The following is a 19,149-nucleotide window of genomic DNA, read 5'->3' as shown; positions in this document are numbered from 1 at the left end:
TTTTGTCCCCGGCGTGAATAATCACGCTGGTTACGGGTTCTACCTTGCAGGGCCTCGCGCCTGACCAGTTGCTTGAGATACTGGCCCAGCCACGGTGGCAGGTTTGCCTTGAGCAATATCGCTGAGGTGTATCAGATCGCTGCCCCTATCCTGCTCTGTATGGGCGCCGCGCAGTGAGAGCCGCAGCGTACCGCCACTGGCAGCCAGCATCAGCTTGGCCACATCCTCTTCTCGCACAGCCAGTACGGCAGAGTGGCCGCCGCCTGCGCCCACGGTGGGATTGACACTAGGCACACTAGCGGCACCAGGGGCTAGAGGCCCTTTGCTTATTTCAGCATTGGCTTGCTGCAGGCTATTGACCTGCTGCAAATTTTCACCGTAGCTGATGACGCGCACATCCTTGATAATGGACTGCGCCGAGCTATCCACACTCACGCCATTGCTGGTACTGATATACAGCAGCACATCGACATGATCGCCAGGCTGAATAAATCCGCCCACGCCTATGACTTCATCGACCTTGAGCGCTACCCCGCGCTCACCTGACTTGAGCAATTGGGCGGCAGCACCACGTTGAGGGAAATGATTGGGTAACAGAATGCTACCCTTGCTGATATCGGAATCTAGGCTACGACCTATCAGATCGTTAGTGGCGCTATAGGCCAGATTTTGCGGTGTTTCACTTTCCTGCAGTTCTAGATCTGAGGCTTGCAGCACATGCCCGGCCTTGAGATCAGTGCTTGCTACTACATGGGTATAGCGTATAGCCGCTACCGGAGCCGGAGCACTAAGCTCAGGGGCTGGCTGGCTGGCCCGCAGTCCATAAAGCCCGATCAGGATTGCGCCTACAAACAGCAGGATGGCCGTGATCCTCAGTGCATTTCCGCTCATTTTTATGATGTCTCGTTTGTTATGTCATACATTCAAGCCGGACAAATGGCCGGGGAAAATCCGCTTTATCACACTAGGTTAATTGTTGCATTGCCTTGCAAATCCAGCGGCATGGGCAGCATGGGGCCATAGCGGGAATATTCAGAATCGGAATCACGGGCGTGCTGTTGTAATTGCTATACACCACACGCACGGTCAGGCTATTGCCCACCACGTTCACCACCACATTGCTATTGTTGGTACCCAGCACACGGTACGTATGTGATCTGGCATCCAGCTCAGCGCCTTGCCCACCGTGGTTTTAACCTGATTGGTCACACCCTGAGTGGTGTATTGCGCAGTACTTGAATACGCCATGGGATCAATGGCGATGGCAGATCTGGCACCCTCAGTGGCGGCGAAAACAAAGGAGGATTGCAGCAGGAACAGGATGGCGTAGGTGACTAGGGCATAGAACAGCACGAAGAACAGCATGAATAACATGGCAAATTCGATAGCGGCAGCCCCTGATTGCTTGCGTCTCAATGCGCGGTTTAAATTTGCATGATTCAATCTCCCATAGGCTAGGAAACAGCACGACTACCACCATGGAGGCCGCCAGTGCAGCACCGAAAGGAATATTGCGCCGACCACGCTCCAGGTAATTCATCCAGCTTGGGCTGGCAAGCCGTGGGCTGAAATACCACACCATTAATACAATGGCCAGAACGCTGAGTGAGGCCAAAACAAAGGTCAGTAGTACCACCTTAAGCCCACACAGCAAGCTGATAGCCATCAGCAGCTTGACATCGCCCCCACCCAGGCTATGCGTGGCATAACCTGGGATGGTGAGAAGAAAAGCTACGGCCAAACCCCCAAAGGCAGAGGAGATGGGTGGGCCGTAGTAAGACTGTCCAAAAAGCAGCATAAAGACTAAGGCAAACACTATTGCCCCCAAACTGAGTGCATTCGGTATCAGGCGCTGGGTTAGGTCATAAAACACAATCATGCCCGCCCACATGCATAGCGCCAGAATCCAGAGGCTATTCAACATTCAAGACTGCTTGTCGGTCATAAGTTACTGAGCACCCTAATCCTTGAATGCTCAAGTAAATGTACTCAAGTTGCTGCGTTAGTCAGCTGAGTGCTGATCTTGGTAAAGATAGTTGAGACCGCTGTGCGAATTGGTGTGGATACGCTGGCAATCACCACAGCCACCATGGCCGCAATCAAGGCGTATTCAATACCACTGGCGCCTTCTTCATCATGATAAAAATCCAACAGGCATTTTTTTACTGTAGTCAGCATGACGTTCTCCTGATTGAAATACCCTGAACCTGAAGCTCAGCATGAAATTTGTAAAATCTACTAAATATGAAAAATATGATATTCCGTAGTTTCCATGCTCGTCAAGCACCAAATGCGTGCAAAGCAATATAGGACAGGCTTAGAGGCAAAAAAAAGGCCAAGCTGGAGCTTGGCCTTTTTTATCTTGCGTGAAAAATTTATACGCTGTCGTACTTGAGGTATTTAAAGCGGGCATCCTCGTTGGGTGTACCCTCCAGCGCCCCACCCTCTGTTGCGGGTTGCCATTGAATCACAGACTCTATCTTGCCGCGAGTGCCCAATCCTTGTCCGTAATGCCCTTGGCGCTATGCGTGCACAATTTAACGATGACAAAAGCATAGGAAACCGTGAGATCAGGATGGTGCCAGGCAGCCTCCGCCAAATGCCCTACGGTGTTGACTACCATCAGGGTCGCTTTCCAGCCGCTGGTCTTGTATTTGCGCCTGATCCAGCCATCTTCAAAATACCAGTGGGGTAATTCCGCTTGCAGCTTGGCCTGAATCTCGGCCTCGCTGTAGGTACGTTCTGTGGCTTCTGCCATGGTCGGGTCTCCTCTAAATTGCCAGGGTGCTGCTATAAGTGCGCGAGCGCAGCACGTCTCGCCAGCGCAGCAGTATTAATTCCAGGAACAGCGCACAGGCAAGCCCACTCTTGCCAGGTCTGCGTCATTGAAGCCTTCGCTGAAAGCCACACAGTCCTGCCTGCCCACCACCCAGGTATTGAAATCGCGTCCGGCTATATGGTCGCCAAAGCCGGTATCAACAAAGCCTTCCTTGGTGAGTTTTTCCAGCGAGACTTGCTGATCGGCTTCTGGCCGCGAGGATTTCACCAGGATCAGATGCTCGGCATTGAGCTTGGCAGCCAGATACGCTGCCAGACTATCTGACGTAATGCCCCAGTTCATGGGCACATTTTCATCTGCGCATACCATATCACTGGGCATCCAAATAATGCCTCTGTGCTGCCAGCCACGTTCGGCAATTTCCAGCTCACTGCGCGCTGTCACCAGGCGTGGGCAAAGCCCGTTCATGAGCACGCCATATTGATCCATGGCCATCACGGCCATGCGGTGTGCGGTTGCATCATCAAGACCACACACGGTCTGGGCATCGCGTACCGCATCGGCAAACATGCCACCGCCCGGCACTATCACTACCTTGCCATCGCCATGACGCGCAATGGTGTCCAGCCATATATTCAGCTCCGGAGAACCCAGTAAGCTGCCACCCAGTTTAATTACCCACATCTTGGCCCCTAAAATAGTCTACAAGTTGCAGCATCGTTGACGCTTTATCCCAGGTCTCCCTGTATTCCTTGTCCATCTCGGAATCCGCTACGATACCACCTCCGGCCCAAAAGCGTATTTCGCCCTGGGAATAAACAGCGGTACGGATGGCAATATTGGTATCCATATTGCCATCAAAGCCAATGTAACCGATTGCGCCGCAATAGACACCTCGGCGATGCGGCTCCAACTCCTCGATAATCTGCATGGCGCGCAGCTTGGGCGCTCCAGTAATGGAGCCACCCGGGAAGGCACCGCGCAGCAAATCCAGTGCATCCTGATCATCAGCCAGCTTGCCAGTCACGGTACTCACCAGGTGATGAACGTTGGTATAGCTTTCCAAGGCAAACAAGCGGTCTGCACGCACAGTTCCCGTTGCGCAACTCTTACCCAGATCGTTACGCAACAAGTCGACAATCATGAGGTTCTCAGCCCTGTCCTTGAGGCTGCTCTGCAAATCCTCGGCATGGGCTTGATCTTCTGCCGCAGTAGCGCCACGTGGGCGTGTGCCCTTGATGGGCCTGGTTTCAACATGGCGGCCACTGACCTGCAAAAAGCGCTCGGGAGAGCCTGATAATATCTGCAGGTCTGGCAGGTTCATAAATGACATAAAGGGGGCTGAACCAGTCTTACGCAAATGCTGGTAAGCAAGCCAGCCGTCACCGCTGGCGCGTGCACTGAAGCGCTGTGCCAGATTGACCTGATAGCAATCGCCTTCGTGGATATAGGTCTGGATACGGTCAAATGCTTGCTGATAAGCCGGAAGATCAAAATTGGATTGGGTGGCGGAGTTGATAGTGAATGGGGTGTCAGGCAGTTGATCGGTGCCAACATTATCCTGTGTTTCTTCGAGAAACAAGGCGCGCAAAGCCGCCCAATCCTGATGGGGGCCTTCTGCCACGGCACAGGAAACCAGCCAGGTTTTCTGCTTACGGTGATCTACCACCACCGCCCAATCGTAGATACCAACCATCATCTGCGGTATATGCTCGCCATCCAGCGCTTGGTTGGGCAAAGCTTCCAGGCAGCGGCCCAGATCATAGGCAAAGTAGCCTAGCGCTCCACCGCTGAACGGTAAATCCGAGCTCAGGCGCGGGTACTGCTTTAAGGCCTGCTTGAGTAAAGCAAAAGGGTCTTCAGTCAGGCTTTGCACGCCATGCTGATCCTGTACATCAGTCACACCATTACGCGTGGTGAAGGTCTTGATGGGGTCCGCCACCATGATGTCGTAGTGACCGAAATCATTGCCCGGCCTGCCGCTATCGAGATAGATGGCCCAGGGCTTGTGCGCAATGCGTGCAAATAAAGCGGAGCTATCGGCCTGGTATGGTAATTCTTGTCTGAGCATGTGGCTTATTTCGAAGCGGATGATAAAAGGCCAAGATTGGCGACAGCATAAGCAGGCAAACATACGCCCGCCCAGTTACGCACATGATCTGACTCAGCTTTGATCAGCGAGCTCACATCAATGAATTCATGGCCTAGTTGTTGGGCTAGTTCGCGCACCAGGAAGGTCCCTGCCCCGGCACCGATAAACGGCGTACCTGGCCCTATCAAGTCTCTGGAAAGATTACGCAAGGCGGCACGGCGCAAGAGATTAAGCTGTTGCTGCTTGAAAGCCTGGGCCAGATGTATCCAGGCCGTCTGGCTGGCATCGCTGGCATCACGCCCTACGGTACGTGCCAGGCGGCGACTGGTTTCCGCCAAGGACTTGCCTGCACTATCGGCAGTGGCAGCCATATCCTCTTCCGGTTCCAGATCCCCTGTCAGTCTGTAGATATCAGCCGTGGTGGCAAAGTGCTCAGCGGCTACGTTTTGCCATTGCCCGGCAAAGGGTATGCTGGAGGCCAGGGCCATCAAGGAGGTACGTATCACCCCGGTATAGACCAACTCCTCATATTGCATGCGCTCGGCATCGCTATTGCCCAGATTGACGGGCTTGCCTGCCTGCAAGAGCACAAAGTCTGCCGTGGTACTGCCTATATCCACAAACAAGCCCTGCTGCAGCTTGCTGGCGACATAAGCAGCACTGGCCAGCCAGTTGGCTGAAGCAATGGCATTGGCATATTGATCAATCTGTGGATAGGCCACAAAGCCGGATTGCCCGGCGAAAAACTGCACATGGGCACCCAGCTTGGCCACTACGCGAGCGGCGATTTCTTTTACGCCTGTAGGCCTATCGGGGAAAATATCAGCCAGCTCGCCAGTCATGGTGACCTGATGCTGGACTTCCTGGGCTGCGAGTAAATCCAGGGCAGCGCTCAGCGCCAGGTCTAATTGGCCTATTCCTTGCCACAGCGGGCAAGGCACTTGCACCACCTTGATGGCAATGCCTGCGGGGCTAACCAGGGCCGCCTTGAGATGGGCACCACCTATATCCCAACCAATAAAGGAGCGTTTGGCAATCGGGTGTGATTCAGTCATTCAGCTTGATTTCAATCCTGTTGCGCTGCAAATCAGGCGGCAGCGTGAAGTGTTCATTATAGAACAAGTCGATTAACAAGCACGCGGGGTTATAGCCTATGGCCTGAGCAATGCCAGCAAACGAGGTAGTCAAGCGCGGATTCACCTCCAGGATATGCAACTCCCCCGCTTCATCCATGAGTAAATCCACCCCAACATAGCCAAACAACTCAGGCATGGCCTGTGCCACTTGCGCAGCAATCTCCGCAAAGCGCGCCCAGTGCTGCGCCATGCCGTTGACCACACTACCCTGGTACTGGAAGCTAGTGATCGTGTCCTGCTGCTGAGCAATAAGCTGGGTATTGCAGCTAAGCAGCCAGGCTTGCCCATCTCTACACAACATGGACAAACTGGCAGACTCACCGACGATATAAGGCTGTATCACATAGGATTTCATACGGCCTGCGCTAAGCCAAGTACGCATAGCGTCTATGTCCTGAAACAAGGCAGTACCCTCGCAACTAATGCCATCATCCGGCTTAGCGACCCATAGAGACGATTCCTTCGAACTTGCAGGTTGAACAAAAAACTCCTGTGCACGCCAGATTGGAAGCACATTCAATGCAGCCTCCTGCAGACGGCAGTAAGTGTCGTATTTACTCGCCGCCAGTGCCACAGCCTCTGGCGGGCAAGACAACAGGCCTTTGTTGGCTGCCAGCACCATGGCACTAAGCCGTTCCAGTGCCCCGCCGCTCTCGGGCGCAACCAGCCAGACCAAGTCGCAGTCTTGCACGGCCTGCTGCCATAGCGCCCAAGGATCTTCCCCAGACTGCAAGATATGAACATCGCAACCAGGCGTTAACTCAGATAGGGCTGGCTCAGGCAGGCGTGGATCATGCACCACACTGACCTGCATACCCAAGGCCAGCATGCCTTCCAGCATGGCATTGCGCATCAGCGAGGCCTCTTGCGCCAGCGCTGGAGGGATAGCCTCACGGTATAATCCCCCGCCCGTGACGTATTCGCAGACAAAAACACGGCGCGCTGCAATCTCAGACCGTGCGCTAGCACTGATCGCGGCAGTAGAATTTGAAGGATAGGGAGGAGGCGTAATGCAGATCATACCGGTGATAGACCTTATGCATGGGCAGGTTGTCCATGCCAGAAAGGGAGAGCGTGAGCATTATCACCTCATACAATCCCGCTTGAGCAGCGACAGCCAGCCCATCAATATCGTGAATGGCTTACGCGGATTATACCCGTTCACCAGCCTCTATATCGCCGACCTCGATGCCATACAAAAGCGTGGTCAGCACTTGTCCGTGGTCGCTGAGTTACAGCTCGCCCACCCCGAGCTGGAAATATGGATAGATGCAGGTTTCAGCTCTGTGGCTGAATTGCAGCCCTGGCTGGATTTGGGTGTTCGACCAGTACTGGGTTCAGAGAGTATCGCTGACATGGAAGCCTACTTGGCCATGGCTAAAGCCTGCACACAGCAACACATACTTTCTCTGGACTTCACCCAGCAAGGTTACCAAGGCCCCCTGCCCTTGCTGAATACTGCCCAGTATTGGCCGCAAGATGTGATTGTGATGAGCTTGCCGCACGTAGGAAGCAATCTGGGGCCTGATCTCAGCAAGCTGCAAAGCATGCAGCAGCAATATAGCGCGCAGGCTTTTTATGCCGCTGGCGGCACGCGTGATGTCGCGGACATTGAGGCACTGGCGCAATTAGGCATCAAAGGGGTGCTCATCGCGAGCGCGCTGCATGACGGCAGGTTGGATGCTCAAGCTCTGCAAGCTCAAGCACTGGGCAGTATAGGTCGCGGCTAGCGCGCGTATGTTCAAAACCTAAAACTCTAAAATATCCATACACCAAAAAGCAAAACGCCCAGTCACATATGCAACTGGGCGTTTTCTGCTAGTGCTGTCCTGAAGTTTTCAGGTCAGCATCACAGTCGGCTAATTACTTAGCTTGGAATGGGTGAGCAGATTCCTTGTATACCTTCAGGATGTCAGCAACCTTAGGCTCACGAGCAACTGCGCTCTTGATTGCCTGACGGGTAGCTTGGTAGTTCCACTCTTGGATACGCTCATCGATGTCAGCACGGCTGTCGATGAATACGCCAACGGAGATGAACACGTCATCAGCTTCTTCTTGTGGAATGGTGCCGTCAGCAACAGAGTCCATTACAGCCATCGCGATACCGCGCTGTGCTGGGCCGAACATCTGAACAGCTTGCTTGCCGTTCTTGATAGTTACCTTATTGAACATCACGGTTGCTGGCTTAACCATCAGGTTAGGAGCAACGATAGCCAGCAGGCCGTTAACGCCTTCCTTCTGGTCAGTCAGGGTACGGCAGAAAGCATCTTCTGCAGCGCTACCACGTGGCCCAATAATAAGATCGATGTGAGCTACGTTCAGCAGGTCGAGGCCGCTGCCGTCAGGACGATTGTCGATAACAAGAGCTTCACCTACTAAAACGCGATCAATAACTGCCATTTCATTCTCCAATATAAAGTTTCCGTAGAAACAAGCCTGACATTGCCGGGTTAGCTATGCCATAAAGTGCCTTACGTCTGTTTAACGTCAAGCCTTAAAAATTTGCTAAACATTATACATAGTTTTGTTAAAACTATGTGAATTGTCACACCAATACTTTGCTTCCATACCACTATTTTTTGCAATTCGGCTGCAATCATCTGCTGACGGGCTTTTAGTCATAAGCACGTCCGTAAAAGTTCACGCCAAATCCAAATAAAAAACCCGGATTACCAAAGCTGGTTTATCCGGGTTTTATTCATGCCTAACTAAGGATTACTCCAGGTTAGCGTGGATAGCACGCATACCTTCTTCAGTCAGGTTTTTGTCGTCTACGAGCTTGGCAATTGCCGACTCGAGGAACAACAGTGTGGACAACTCGAAGATGGTGCCCATAGGCATACCGTGAGTCTTGTCGAAGGCTTGTGGGTCATTGCCACCAACCGGAACTACCAGGTCAGCCAGCTCAGCCATGGGCGATTGTGCCTTCATGGAGATCACCACAATCTTGGCGCTTGGCTCTTGGCCTTCTTAACCAAAGGCAGCAAAGTCTCAGTACCACCGGAACCAGAAATCACGATGAAGAGGTCACCAGCTTGGATGCTAGGCGTTACAACTTCACCTACCATGCTCACTTGGTAGCCAGCGTGTACCAGACGCATCGCGAAGAAGCGGGAAACCAACAGGGAGCGACCAGCGCCACCGATGAAGGTACGGCCAGCAGCAGCCACCAGGTTCAGAATCTTGTCTTCAAAACCTTCAGCAGTGCTATTCAATACATTGGTCAGCTTGCCGACCACGAGTTCTTGATATTTATTCATAGCGTTCACCTTTAAACGTGTCTCGTTGAAGTGATGTCATAAAAAAATCCACCAGACTAGCTCTAGGAGCTACGTGTGGTGGATTCTTGTCTTGCTAGCTAGCTAGTTGAATTACTTAGCCAGGCCAGTGATTTCAGCAGCAGCAGCAGCTGGGTCAGCAGCACCGTAGATAGCAGCGCCAGCAACGATGATGGTAGCACCAGCGTCCTTAACTTGCTTAACGGTAGCAGGCTTAACACCACCAGCTACGGAAACTTCCAGACCCAGGTTCAGGCCGGTAACAGTTGCCAAGTCAGCGAAAGGAGTTTGGCCAGCAGCTTGTTGATCCAGACCAGTGTGAACGCCGATGATGTGCGCGCCCAGCTTAGCCACTTCCTTGGTACGTGCGGACTTGTCAGCAACGTTGATCAGGTCAATTTGAGCCTTCTTGCCGTACTTGTTAGCAGCGTCAATTACACCCTTGATAGTGCCCAGATCAGCTACGCCCAGAACGGTAACGATGTCAGCACCAGCCTTGTAGAAAGGCTCAGCTTCGTAGAAACCAGCATCCATAGTCTTCAAGTCAACCAGGATCTTGTTGTTAGGGAACTTTGCACGCAGAGTTTCCAGCAGCTTGATGCCGTTGTGCTTGATACATGGTGTACCGATTTCCAGAATGTCAACGTTAGGTGCAACTTTCTCAGCCAGCGCAACAGTCGCGTCGAAATCCAATGAATCTAATGCCATTTGTGTCAATGCCACGATACTTCCTCCAAAAGGGTTACAAATTGAATACTACTTAAAATCATTACTACTTTTTTGTGCAAAAAGCGGAACGGCAATGGTAATCGCCATACGCGCCGGATGTCAACGCAAAATCGGCATGACATCCGGTCAAATCGGCATTACAGCTTTTCAGCCAGTGCCTTTTCCAGCTTGTTTTGGTCTACTACAAAACCACGGATGCCTTCGGCCAGCTTTTCAGTCGCCATTGCATCTTCGTTCTGATCGAAACGGAATTCCTTTTCGCTCAGCAGAGCAGGACGTTGTGCAGTCGCACCGTTGTCTACCAGTACGCGTGGCAGGTTACCTTCGGTAGCCTTCAACTCTTCCAGCAGGTTAGGAGAAACTGTCAGGCGGTCGCAACCAGCCAGGGCAGTGATTTCACCAATGTTACGGAAGGAAGCGCCCATCACAACAGTCTTGTAGCCGTGTTCCTTGTAGTAAGCGTAAATCTTACGTACGGACAACACGCCTGGATCAGTTTCAGCAGTGTAGTTTTCACCAGTCTTAGCCTTGTACCAGTCCAGAATACGGCCAACGAATGGGGAAATCAGGAACACGCCAGCTTCAGCACATGCACGGGCTTGCGCAAAGCTGAACAGCAGTGTCAGGTTGCAGTTGATGCCTTCTTTTTCAAGAATTTCACCAGCCTTGATGCCTTCCCAAGTGGAAGCCAGCTTGATCAGTACGCGATCCTTGCTGATACCAGCGTCTTGGTACAGCTTGATGAGCTTGCGGCCCTTTTGCACCATGGCATCTGTATCGAAGGACAGACGTGCATCCACTTCAGTGGAGATCTTGCCTGGGATGTGCTTGAGGATTTCTTGACCAATCAGCACAGCCAGCTTGTCAGCTGCGTCTTCGATTTGCTGGGTCTTGTCACCGCTTTGAGCCTTGGCATAAGCAATCGCTTCGTCGATCAGCGGAGCGTATTGTGGCAGTGTGCTAGCCTTCAGCAGCAAAGAAGGATTGGTAGTTGCATCATAGGGCTTAACGCTCTTGATGGCTTCCACGTCGCCGGTATCGGCCACAATGGTTGTGATTTCCTTAAGTTGATCGAATAAATTAGCCATATTGCTCCTCCTTGAAATAGATACAGAAATTAAGCGTGACAGATATTAAGCATGCATATGATGAAGCTATGAACCAGGGTTGGGGCTGAACGGCCATGGTTTAGACTGCATGGTTGAGACTGGCTGATAAACACAGGCTCAAACGAGCTAACCTACGCCCCGCGGCTACTTAATCGAATTAGTATAACTGAAAATACGACTTATCCATATATCCCTGATCACTGCAGAGCATGGGCCATCAATGTTGCAACAGTAAGATCAGCGCTAGTGCCTGGATTTAGACGATTTGTCTTCAAATCAGCATCAAATTGCAACAAGGTGCGCTGATAAAGTTTGGGGTTGTCCTGTGCCAGCCAGGCCTGTAGATGCTCTGCCGCCTGCAGCCTCACCTCTTCTGCCTGCGCCAGCCCATATTTACGCAGCAAATGACTATCCGGGTAAGTGGCTAGCAGCGTGAGATAAAGTGTGGTCACAGCCCAGGCCTCGTTCTGCCAGCGGTCCAAGGCCTGCTGATAAGTTTTTAGGCCCAGACCAAAGATATCGGCAAAGTCATGGGCATATTGCCAGGCAATGCGGTCACGCTGGGCTGACGCTTGCATGGCGGCGAGCAAGCTGACTTCTGAGGCGGCATGCACATCGTGCTGATTGCTGCCACCCAAGCCAGCAGGATTAGCGCGCACAATGGCTTTGAATGCCAGATTGGCGTCCTCTACATCCAAGCCCTGCAAGACTTGCTGCAACCTGTGCTGCAAACTGCCCTGCCCGGCCCAAGCCGCTGCAACCAAGGGCGCACATAACAGCACAATACCCAGATTGGTATTGCAATCCACCACACTCCAGGTAGCTTCAACGGCAGCGAGAATACGCTCCCCCACCTTGAGCCCAGGCTGCGCAATCACAGCGGCCACGGCGTCGGCGCTCTGAATAAACTGCTGCACCACCATGCCATGACCATCAGAGAAGATATGTACATTGCCGGGCTTAAGCGCCGTTAACTCCGCCATGCAAGCCTGTTTGAAGGCGGCCGCAATCACTTCATTACTCACAAGCTTACTCATGAAGCAACGGCCAATACTGGCCTGGCATGTATCTGCGCTAGAAAATCATCCACCAGCTTGAGCGCGATATCCATGCCTGCCACGCCTTGCAAACCCTTCCAGGCCGGAATGCTGTTGACTTCCAGCACATACAGCTTTCCAGTGCGGTCACGAATCACATCCACGCCACAATAATCCACACCTACGGCATGGGCGGCAGCTTCTGCCAATTGCGCCAGCTCACCCTCAGCGGCTACCAACTCGCAACGGCCACCCTGGGCCACATTATTAACCCAGTGACTGCCATGGCGTATCATCGCCGCCACACTGCGGCCACGGATTACAAACACCCGGTGGTCATGCCAAGCGCCCTCGCCGCTATCTATATAAGACTGCAGGTAATAAAGTCCATCAACATGCTCTTCCATAGGTGCAGGCATGCGCTCGCCCGCTTGCAGCTTGCGCACCCCTTTACCCTGAGAGCCGAACAAGGGCTTGATCACCAACTGCCTACCCGCCATGGTTTCACGCGTGATGATCTCTTGCGCCTGATGCCGTGACTCACAGACCCAGGTATGCGGTGTACTGACGCCATTGAGATGCAGCAGAAAACTGGTCATGGCCTTATCTACCGTGCGCTCAACGGCCTGACCATCGTTATAGACGGTCACACCTAATAACTTGAGCGCATGCAGAATATCCAGCCGTGCAATTACCTGCTGCAAACTGCCGCCAGGTACGCCACGCACGAATACACCATCGGGCAAACCCTGCTCAAAGCCAGGGATGTGCACAGGCAGCGTGCCTGCCGCGCCTAGATTCAGTGCGCAATCCTTGAGCGAGATAAACACGGCCTCGCGTCCACGCTGGGCAAACGCCTCTTGCAGACGTTTGCCATGCCAGCCTGGATCATCAGTAAAAACGGGAATGCGGGGATTCAACTTACCAACTACACTCAATGATTAAGCGCTATAGCCAAAGGATTGATCCAGCAAGGCTGCATCCAGCTTGCCGCCAGTGAAACTACGGCCAGATTCCAGTGCAGTCACGGTCACAGCAGCTGGGCTGAACAGTAATGGATCTATCTTGTAGAAGTCCATATTCACTGCCTTGAATACTTCGGCGAAGGGGCGACCATAATCACGCGAGGCACTGCTGGGCAATTCTTGCGCCAGCTTGGCAGCGGCTTCATCGCTACCCTTCACAAATATATGCGCATGACCACCAAACAGAATGGCGTCATTAGTGCGGCCCATGCCAATGAGGAAATCAGGCGCTGGCGGTGGCAGCGGTGCGCTGGCAATACCATCCACTACATGCTCCAGCGGGAAATGCAGGGTGTGTATCTTATGCAGGGCTACTTCCAGCACGCGTGCCACGATCTGCACGGTACCCGCAAGACTACGGGTAGGTGTGAGGATAAAGGTCAGCTTGTCTATGGCAACACCAGTATCACGCGCGACTTTTTCTATCACTTCCACTGGCGGCACTTTGTCACTTTCCAGCACCAACACTGCGGCATCGGCCTGGTCTTTATAACCCAGCTCTTTATATAGCTCTTCGCGGCCAGCCAGCGCACGACCAGGGCCAGAACCCAGCGAGAAGAATTTCTCATGCGACAAGCTCCAACCTGCATACTGGCTACCCAGGCAAGACAGCACAGGGTTGTTGGAATGCACAGACAAAGCCCATGGCCAGTGCGGGAAAGCAGTAGAGCTTTGCAACTGCACATGACCCAGACCGCCCATGCAGATTTCTGCAATCAAACGACCTGCTTCCAGGCCACCTTCGGCTTGATGCCTGCATCAATAATGGTCGCGCCGTTATCTAGCTTTTCAACCTTGACACGCAAAGCCTTGGCATTGTTGATCAATTGCTGCACCAGGGGATTGGTCAATTGATTGACACTGGGCCACAGACTCACGTCCAGCTTGTTTTCACTCATGATTTTTCTTTCCTAATTACTCAATTTTTGGGGCAATGCCTGAGCATTGCTGGGGGGAGGTCATGCTGTTAATAGAATTTGGTTTTTGCCGCAGTTTTTTGCCGCAGTTTTTGCCGCACTATACCGCCTAAGCATGAGCCTGTTAATACATGACTTAAACTCAGAACAACTTAAATATATCAACTTAAATATATATAGCCATTGTTACTGCTTTAACACAGCAGCCACCCTAGCCTGCGCCAGCGCCCAAGCATCGGCTGCATGCACGGCTTGCGCCTGTACCGTACAACAAGGCTCATCTTGAGCAATCACCGTACCTGCTGGCGGAATATCCGCCACCCATTCCGGCCACGCGCCATCACCAATCTCCATGCCATGGTGCGCATAGCATACGGCCAAGGCTTTGGCTTCTGGCTGCACCTGGAAGGCAGGCAATTCGCCATCTAAACTTGCCCGTAGATGTAGTTCCATCAGCGGAATATCAGTCGCGTACAAGCCCGCACTTGCGGTCAGCCTGGGGTTGATTTCCAACACATAGACCTTGCCGTCTTCTGCCAATATGGCATCCAGACTATTCAAGCCTTTTAGCGACAAAGCCTGGGTCAATTGCGCTGCCGCAGTTTGCAATGCCAGTTTGGCACTTGCAGGCAAATCCGCATGGCTGACCAAACCGCCATAGCGGAAAGGCATGCCCACCCCTGGCTGACAAAACTGCTGGTTAAAGCCTATGACTTCAGCACGCTGAGCATTGGCCAAAAACAACAATGAAACCGGGGTGCCAGATAACTCGCGCTGGTAGACAAATTCAGACGGCTTAAGCGTTTTGGTATCCGGTGGACCATCCTGAAAATCCCTGTGCACCTGCGTGCCTCCCGAGCCGCCCATACGCTTGCGTAACCAGCCTTGCGACTGATCTGGTGCCTGGGTGCGGGTTTCCGGGTGCAGGATGTTGTAATGACGTAACAAGTCAAAAAACACCAGCCCATCCTTGGCGCGTCTGACACTATCCACGCTATTGCCTATCAAGCCATGCTGGGTGTTCACAGCTAGCTGTTGCGCTGCAATCTGCAACAGCCCAAGACGGCTTTCAAAACCGCTGCCATAGACCATGCCCATGATGTCTTCTGCTGCCAGTGAAGCCAGCGCGCTAGCAAATGCCTTGGGTTCAAAACCACCATCCTGATAAGGCAGGCGCAGCACTTGCTGCGCCAGAGCCTGGGTATCGACATCGGCAAAGATATCCAGCGCAATCACATCAAAAGCCGCAGTGGCTGCCAGCGCCACATAAGGGCGGGCAGACACTGCGGCCACAATTAGCTTGCGCGTCATTGCGGCCAGCCCGTGATTGCAGCGGTCAGAATTACTTCAGGCTATTACGTGCAGTCTCGAAGGCGGAGAGGAAGTCCAGGTAAACCTTCTTCTCGGTGGCTTCCAGCATTTGCTTGAGCAGGTTGTGCTGGGTGGTGTACTTGACGTTACCAATCGCCAGCGCGCCAATACCAAAGGCATTGGTACCAGGGATGGCCACGCCATCAGCGAATACATCGACACCTTCAGCGCCAGTAGGCGGTACGGCATTCACATCAGCAACTACCTTAAGGGTGGGCGAACCTGCCATTTGGGCCAGGCTCACCACTTGTATGCCAGCCGCAGCAGCACAGAGGGCGATATCGGTGCGGTGCAGGATTTTGTGCTTGAGTTCATCGGTACTGCCGTCGGTGTAACCCAGCTTGATACCGTAGCGCTGGTTATAGGCCGCAGCTTTTTCTTCTACATCGGCTACCGCACGGTGGGCAACCAGTTCAACTTCAGCGCCGTACTTGGCAGCAATCACGGCAGTACAACCACCCACAGGGCCAGTCGCGCCAAACACGCTAACCTTGCGGCCACTCAAATCACCACCAAAGTTCTTGATCAGGTGCTGCTCCACCTTGGCCATCATGCCAGCAGCGGTAGTGAATGCACCGGAAGGATCAGCAAACACGGAAATCTCAAACGGTGGCACCATGGCCTTGCGTGCGGTGTCCAGCATATCCATGGCCACATCAATATCACGACCGCCAATGAACACGCTTTCACGCTTCACGCCGCTGGGGCTGCGCGAGAAAATCGCGTCCTGCACCAGGCCTGTCACTTCTTTCAGCTCTACATTGGTATAAGGCACAATCTTGTCAAAACCTGCGTCAAACGCCATGTTGACATCAAATGGGCTAGCATTTTTTGCTGCCGTGATCAGATGCAGAATCGAGACTTTTTCCATATATCCACCTTTTTATTAAAATCCAGTTTATTGATTATCCATGGCACACATGGCAAATGCATTAGCCTAGAAGGCATCAGCCAGTTTGCGCGCCTGTTTGTGAGGCTCAAAGACTCAAGCTATAAAGTGCTAGCCTGCAATATCGCTTACCACACCACCTTCATTACGTCCTTCACACAACTCAAACGCCAACGCGTCATAAGATGAGAATTCTGTGCGCAATTGCGCAAGCAAGGCCAGCGCCTCGGATTGATGCTCAACAATGGCAAAACCCGTAGGCCCCCATGAGCTTTGGCCGAAACAGCCCACACCTAGTTGTTCCAGCCAGCTTAGCACTTTGGTCACGCGTGGGCTGGCATAGCGCCCGCCTTGTGCCGGAGCAAAGTAATCCCCGGTACGGGCTTGCAGCTCGCGTATGGCAGTGCCAAAGCTAGGCAAATCGTGCTCAGCCAGCGCAGGCAACGCCTGCATCAGTACATGTCTACAGAGTATGGCCGCGGCTTCCGCCGGAAATTGTGGCAGATTGCGGAAGGCCGAGATCTCGGCCTCACCATGCACACCGACTTCGGTGCGGTCAAAAATCAGGATAATGCGCCAATGCGCAGGGAATTCGGCACGGGCAATCACGGGCGGCACCACGGTATTGGCACCGCGACCCCCATCAATAATCACGCCGCCACTGGCAAAGGTACCCAGACCTATTCCTGAGCGTGCGCCACGCTCTGTGAGCTGGGCTACGTCATTCACCATCAGCCCCAGGCCGTAAAGGTGATTCATGGCCAGGCCCACGGCCAACGCCATTTGCGTGCCCGAACCCAGGCCCGCATGTTCGGGAATAATATGCTGGAGCTGGATATGCATAGCACCCTCCAGTTGCAGGGATGCCGCCAGACGCTCGGCAATCTTGACCGCGCGGGCAGCACCTGGCCCTTCCGCGCTGAATTGCGCAGCTTGCCAGGCATGTAATGCGGTGGCGGGCTGATTGAGTGAAACCCCTATACTGCCAAATCGGCGTCCCAGGTCCCCATTAAGGTCAAAAAACCCCATGTGCAAACGTGCTGTGGTAACAACACTGACGCCTTGCTTAACGATGATCATTTCCTTCAGCTTGCGGGTGAGCGGCATTTTTGATGCCTAGTAGCACAGGTGATGGCTATCCCCCCATGCTTCAAGCCGATATTGTAGCCCAGCGGGTGCCACTTTAAAAAGCCGTGTATCACTTTTGCCAAACAGGCGACAAGAAAATATGCATAGCTGAATCCACACTATGCGCAAACAAAAAACTCATGGCCATGAATGCTAGAAATGAATGCTAGGACAGAGATGAAAGTTTGCGGTAAATTGCCCTCTTGCGCTTTAGTGGCCTACATTGCGCCTCTATCAAGAGGTATAATCCGGCCTGCAATCTACAAGCTTGCGAGCACAGAAGCCGATTCATAGGCTTCCACCATGTCTGATCAAGACATGTACTATGAGGAACTAACAGTTTTCGGATGGAGAACATGACTCAAGCAACCCACTTCCCGGCCGCAACCCTGGAAGCCGTCGCGCTTCCCAGCGATGGTCTTCTTAGCGATGACCTCACGCTCAACCGCGATGCCGACGGCAATCTCTCCCTGCAATCCCCCACTTGCGCCAAAAGCCAAGCCTTCTTCGAGCGCCCACGCGCTGCCAGCACCCCCAGCATACAAGGTAAGCCAGCCACACTGGAAGCAGCCGTTGCCCATGCAGCGCAGCTGTTTGCCAAGGCCAAGCACCCGCTGCTGAGCGGACTGGCCACCGATGTCTACGGCATGCGCGCAGTAATGAATCTGGCGGAAAGCGCAGGGGCCACCATAGATCACATGAACTCCAAGAGTTCCATGAAGAATATTCTGGTGGTGCAGAATTCTGGCTGGTATGTCACCACGCTGAGCGAGGTAAAGAATCGCGTTGATTTGCTGGTCGTCATAGGCACCGATGTGGTCAGCTATTTCCCACGCTTCTTTGAGCGCATGATCTGGAACAAGGAAGCCATGTTCACTGCCGATACCGATGCACGTGAAGTCGTGTATCTGGGTGGCCGTAACCTGGACACCAGCGCTGGCGTTTCGCCCTCTGGCCGCAAGCCTGATGTTCTGCCCTGTGATATTGACCGGGTGCCTGAAGTATTGGCTGCCTTGCGCGCACTGCTGACTGGCAAGCCATTGAAGGCAGAAAATGTCGCTGGCATTGCCACTGCAGACCTGCAAAAGCTCGCCGATAGACTGCAAGCCGCCAAGTACAGCGTATTGGCCTGGACTGGCAGCGCACTCGATTTCCCCCATGCCGAACTGGCCATCCAGAATGTGGTTGGCATTGTTGAACATTTAAACAAGACCACGCGCAGCGCTGGTCTGCCATTGAGCGGCAATGATGGTGACGTCAGCGCCTATAACGTCAGCACCTGGATCAGCGGCTATCCTTTCCGTAGCTCCTACCGTAGAGGGTTCCCGGATTACGATCCCTATCACTATGAAACCACGCGTCTCTTGGCCGAAGGTGAGGCTGACGCCCTGATCTGGATTAACAGCTTCAACCCCGAGCGCCAGCCACCCGCAACCACACTGCCCACGGTTGTGATTGGTCACCCGGCTTCTGCTCTGGAAAAACCCGCTGAGGTGTTTATCCCGATCGCCGTGCCTGGCCTGGAAGCCAACGGTGCGCAGTTCCGCAGCGATAGCTCGGTCACCTTGCCACTGCGCAAGCTGAGGGAAACCGACCTGCCGACCCTGGCTGATGTGCTGTCTGCCATCGAAGCCACGCTCAAGACCGCTTAAGCAAGAA

19 protein-coding genes and 3 pseudogenes are annotated in these 19,149 nt (G+C 53.3%); 2 read left to right on the top strand and 20 right to left on the bottom strand.

From position 1 onward, the window contains the following. Window positions 1-39: 39 nt before the first annotated feature. The 10 genes and pseudogenes from cpaB to JCM2850_RS02290 all read right to left on the bottom strand — a co-directional run bounded on the left by cpaB (window position 40) and on the right by JCM2850_RS02290 (window position 7,028). Window positions 40-891, bottom strand: a complete 852-nt coding sequence (gene cpaB, locus JCM2850_RS02330) for a Flp pilus assembly protein CpaB (RefSeq protein WP_025869635.1) — start codon at window positions 889-891, stop codon at window positions 40-42. A 73-nt stretch (window positions 892-964) separates the two neighbouring features. Next, complete coding sequence (locus tag JCM2850_RS22250; protein WP_234406034.1) at window positions 965-1,141, bottom strand: hypothetical protein; 177 nt, start codon at window positions 1,139-1,141, stop codon at window positions 965-967. Continuing rightward, window positions 1,108-1,365, bottom strand: a complete 258-nt coding sequence (locus JCM2850_RS22245) for a hypothetical protein (protein ID WP_234406033.1) — start codon at window positions 1,363-1,365, stop codon at window positions 1,108-1,110. Before JCM2850_RS22245 ends, JCM2850_RS22250 begins: the two co-directional genes overlap by 34 nt. Further along, window positions 1,280-1,924, bottom strand: coding sequence for an A24 family peptidase (locus tag JCM2850_RS20830; protein ID WP_025869634.1), 645 nt, complete (start codon window positions 1,922-1,924; stop codon window positions 1,280-1,282). The genes JCM2850_RS22245 and JCM2850_RS20830 overlap by 86 nt, the downstream gene beginning before the upstream one ends. Before the next feature lie 65 nt (window positions 1,925-1,989). Beyond that, entirely contained in the window at window positions 1,990-2,178 is a 189-nt protein-coding gene (locus JCM2850_RS02315) for a Flp family type IVb pilin (protein WP_025869633.1), read from the bottom strand. A gap of 197 nt (window positions 2,179-2,375) precedes the next feature. Further along, window positions 2,376-2,758: pseudogene (locus tag JCM2850_RS16515) on the bottom strand (4a-hydroxytetrahydrobiopterin dehydratase). 75 nt (window positions 2,759-2,833) lie between these two features. Further along, window positions 2,834-3,463, bottom strand: a complete 630-nt coding sequence (locus tag JCM2850_RS02305; protein ID WP_025869632.1) for an amino acid kinase family protein — start codon at window positions 3,461-3,463, stop codon at window positions 2,834-2,836. After that, a complete protein-coding gene (gene pabB / locus JCM2850_RS02300; RefSeq protein ID WP_025869631.1) occupies window positions 3,450-4,850 on the bottom strand; it encodes an aminodeoxychorismate synthase component I in 1,401 nt (466 codons plus the stop codon). Before pabB ends, JCM2850_RS02305 begins: the two co-directional genes overlap by 14 nt. Before the next feature lie 5 nt (window positions 4,851-4,855). Beyond that, window positions 4,856-5,926 (bottom strand): hydantoinase/oxoprolinase family protein, encoded by a 1,071-nt coding sequence (locus JCM2850_RS02295; RefSeq protein ID WP_051525224.1) that lies wholly within the window; start codon window positions 5,924-5,926, stop codon window positions 4,856-4,858. Continuing rightward, window positions 5,919-7,028 carry an ATP-grasp domain-containing protein gene (locus tag JCM2850_RS02290; protein WP_025869629.1) on the bottom strand — a complete coding sequence of 370 codons (1,110 nt, stop codon included), beginning with the start codon at window positions 7,026-7,028 and terminating at the stop codon, window positions 5,919-5,921. The genes JCM2850_RS02295 and JCM2850_RS02290 overlap by 8 nt, the downstream gene beginning before the upstream one ends. Here JCM2850_RS02290 and JCM2850_RS02280 point away from each other — a divergent pair. Then, window positions 7,018-7,737 (top strand): HisA/HisF-related TIM barrel protein, encoded by a 720-nt coding sequence (locus tag JCM2850_RS02280; protein WP_025869628.1) that lies wholly within the window; start codon window positions 7,018-7,020, stop codon window positions 7,735-7,737. The genes JCM2850_RS02290 and JCM2850_RS02280 overlap by 11 nt on opposite strands. A 133-nt stretch (window positions 7,738-7,870) precedes the next feature. Here the strand turns inward: JCM2850_RS02280 and fae are convergent, their stop codons facing one another. From fae to JCM2850_RS02230, 10 genes and pseudogenes are all read right to left on the bottom strand, one after another. Continuing rightward, on the bottom strand, window positions 7,871-8,407 hold the full coding sequence (fae, locus tag JCM2850_RS02275) for a formaldehyde-activating enzyme (protein WP_025869627.1): 537 nt from the start codon (window positions 8,405-8,407) through the stop codon (window positions 7,871-7,873). A 315-nt stretch (window positions 8,408-8,722) separates the two neighbouring features. Continuing rightward, window positions 8,723-9,267: pseudogene (gene hxlB / locus JCM2850_RS16510) on the bottom strand (6-phospho-3-hexuloisomerase). Between the two features lie 111 nt (window positions 9,268-9,378). Continuing rightward, a complete protein-coding gene (hxlA, locus tag JCM2850_RS02265) occupies window positions 9,379-10,008 on the bottom strand; it encodes a 3-hexulose-6-phosphate synthase (protein ID WP_025869626.1) in 630 nt (209 codons plus the stop codon). A gap of 143 nt (window positions 10,009-10,151) precedes the next feature. After that, complete coding sequence (gene tal / locus JCM2850_RS02260) at window positions 10,152-11,102, bottom strand: transaldolase (protein WP_025869625.1); 951 nt, start codon at window positions 11,100-11,102, stop codon at window positions 10,152-10,154. A gap of 218 nt (window positions 11,103-11,320) precedes the next feature. After that, the gene (locus tag JCM2850_RS16505) at window positions 11,321-12,160 is read right to left on the bottom strand and encodes a triphosphoribosyl-dephospho-CoA synthase (protein ID WP_036265362.1); all 840 of its coding nucleotides are present in this window, start codon (window positions 12,158-12,160) and stop codon (window positions 11,321-11,323) included. Further along, window positions 12,157-13,080, bottom strand: a complete 924-nt coding sequence (locus tag JCM2850_RS02250) for an ATP-grasp domain-containing protein (protein ID WP_025869624.1) — start codon at window positions 13,078-13,080, stop codon at window positions 12,157-12,159. Before JCM2850_RS02250 ends, JCM2850_RS16505 begins: the two co-directional genes overlap by 4 nt. Before the next feature lie 21 nt (window positions 13,081-13,101). Further along, window positions 13,102-14,084: pseudogene (gene mch, locus JCM2850_RS16500) on the bottom strand (methenyltetrahydromethanopterin cyclohydrolase). Between the two features lie 204 nt (window positions 14,085-14,288). Further along, window positions 14,289-15,413 carry an ATP-grasp domain-containing protein gene (locus JCM2850_RS02240; protein WP_025869623.1) on the bottom strand — a complete coding sequence of 375 codons (1,125 nt, stop codon included), beginning with the start codon at window positions 15,411-15,413 and terminating at the stop codon, window positions 14,289-14,291. A 31-nt stretch (window positions 15,414-15,444) separates the two neighbouring features. Then, on the bottom strand, window positions 15,445-16,344 hold the full coding sequence (locus JCM2850_RS02235; protein WP_025869622.1) for an NAD(P)-dependent methylenetetrahydromethanopterin dehydrogenase: 900 nt from the start codon (window positions 16,342-16,344) through the stop codon (window positions 15,445-15,447). 129 nt (window positions 16,345-16,473) lie between these two features. Next, window positions 16,474-17,469 carry a beta-ribofuranosylaminobenzene 5'-phosphate synthase family protein gene (locus tag JCM2850_RS02230; protein WP_234406032.1) on the bottom strand — a complete coding sequence of 332 codons (996 nt, stop codon included), beginning with the start codon at window positions 17,467-17,469 and terminating at the stop codon, window positions 16,474-16,476. Between the two features lie 377 nt (window positions 17,470-17,846). On the opposite strand from JCM2850_RS02230, the gene JCM2850_RS02225 reads away from it, so the two are divergent. After that, complete coding sequence (locus JCM2850_RS02225) at window positions 17,847-19,142, top strand: formylmethanofuran dehydrogenase subunit B (RefSeq protein WP_234406031.1); 1,296 nt, start codon at window positions 17,847-17,849, stop codon at window positions 19,140-19,142. The last annotated feature ends 7 nt before the right edge of the window (window positions 19,143-19,149 follow it).

This window comes from Methylobacillus glycogenes JCM 2850, from assembly GCF_000617925.1.
GTDB lineage: Bacteria > Pseudomonadota > Gammaproteobacteria > Burkholderiales > Methylophilaceae > Methylobacillus > Methylobacillus glycogenes.
This window is presented reverse-complemented; position numbering and strand designations above follow the sequence as displayed.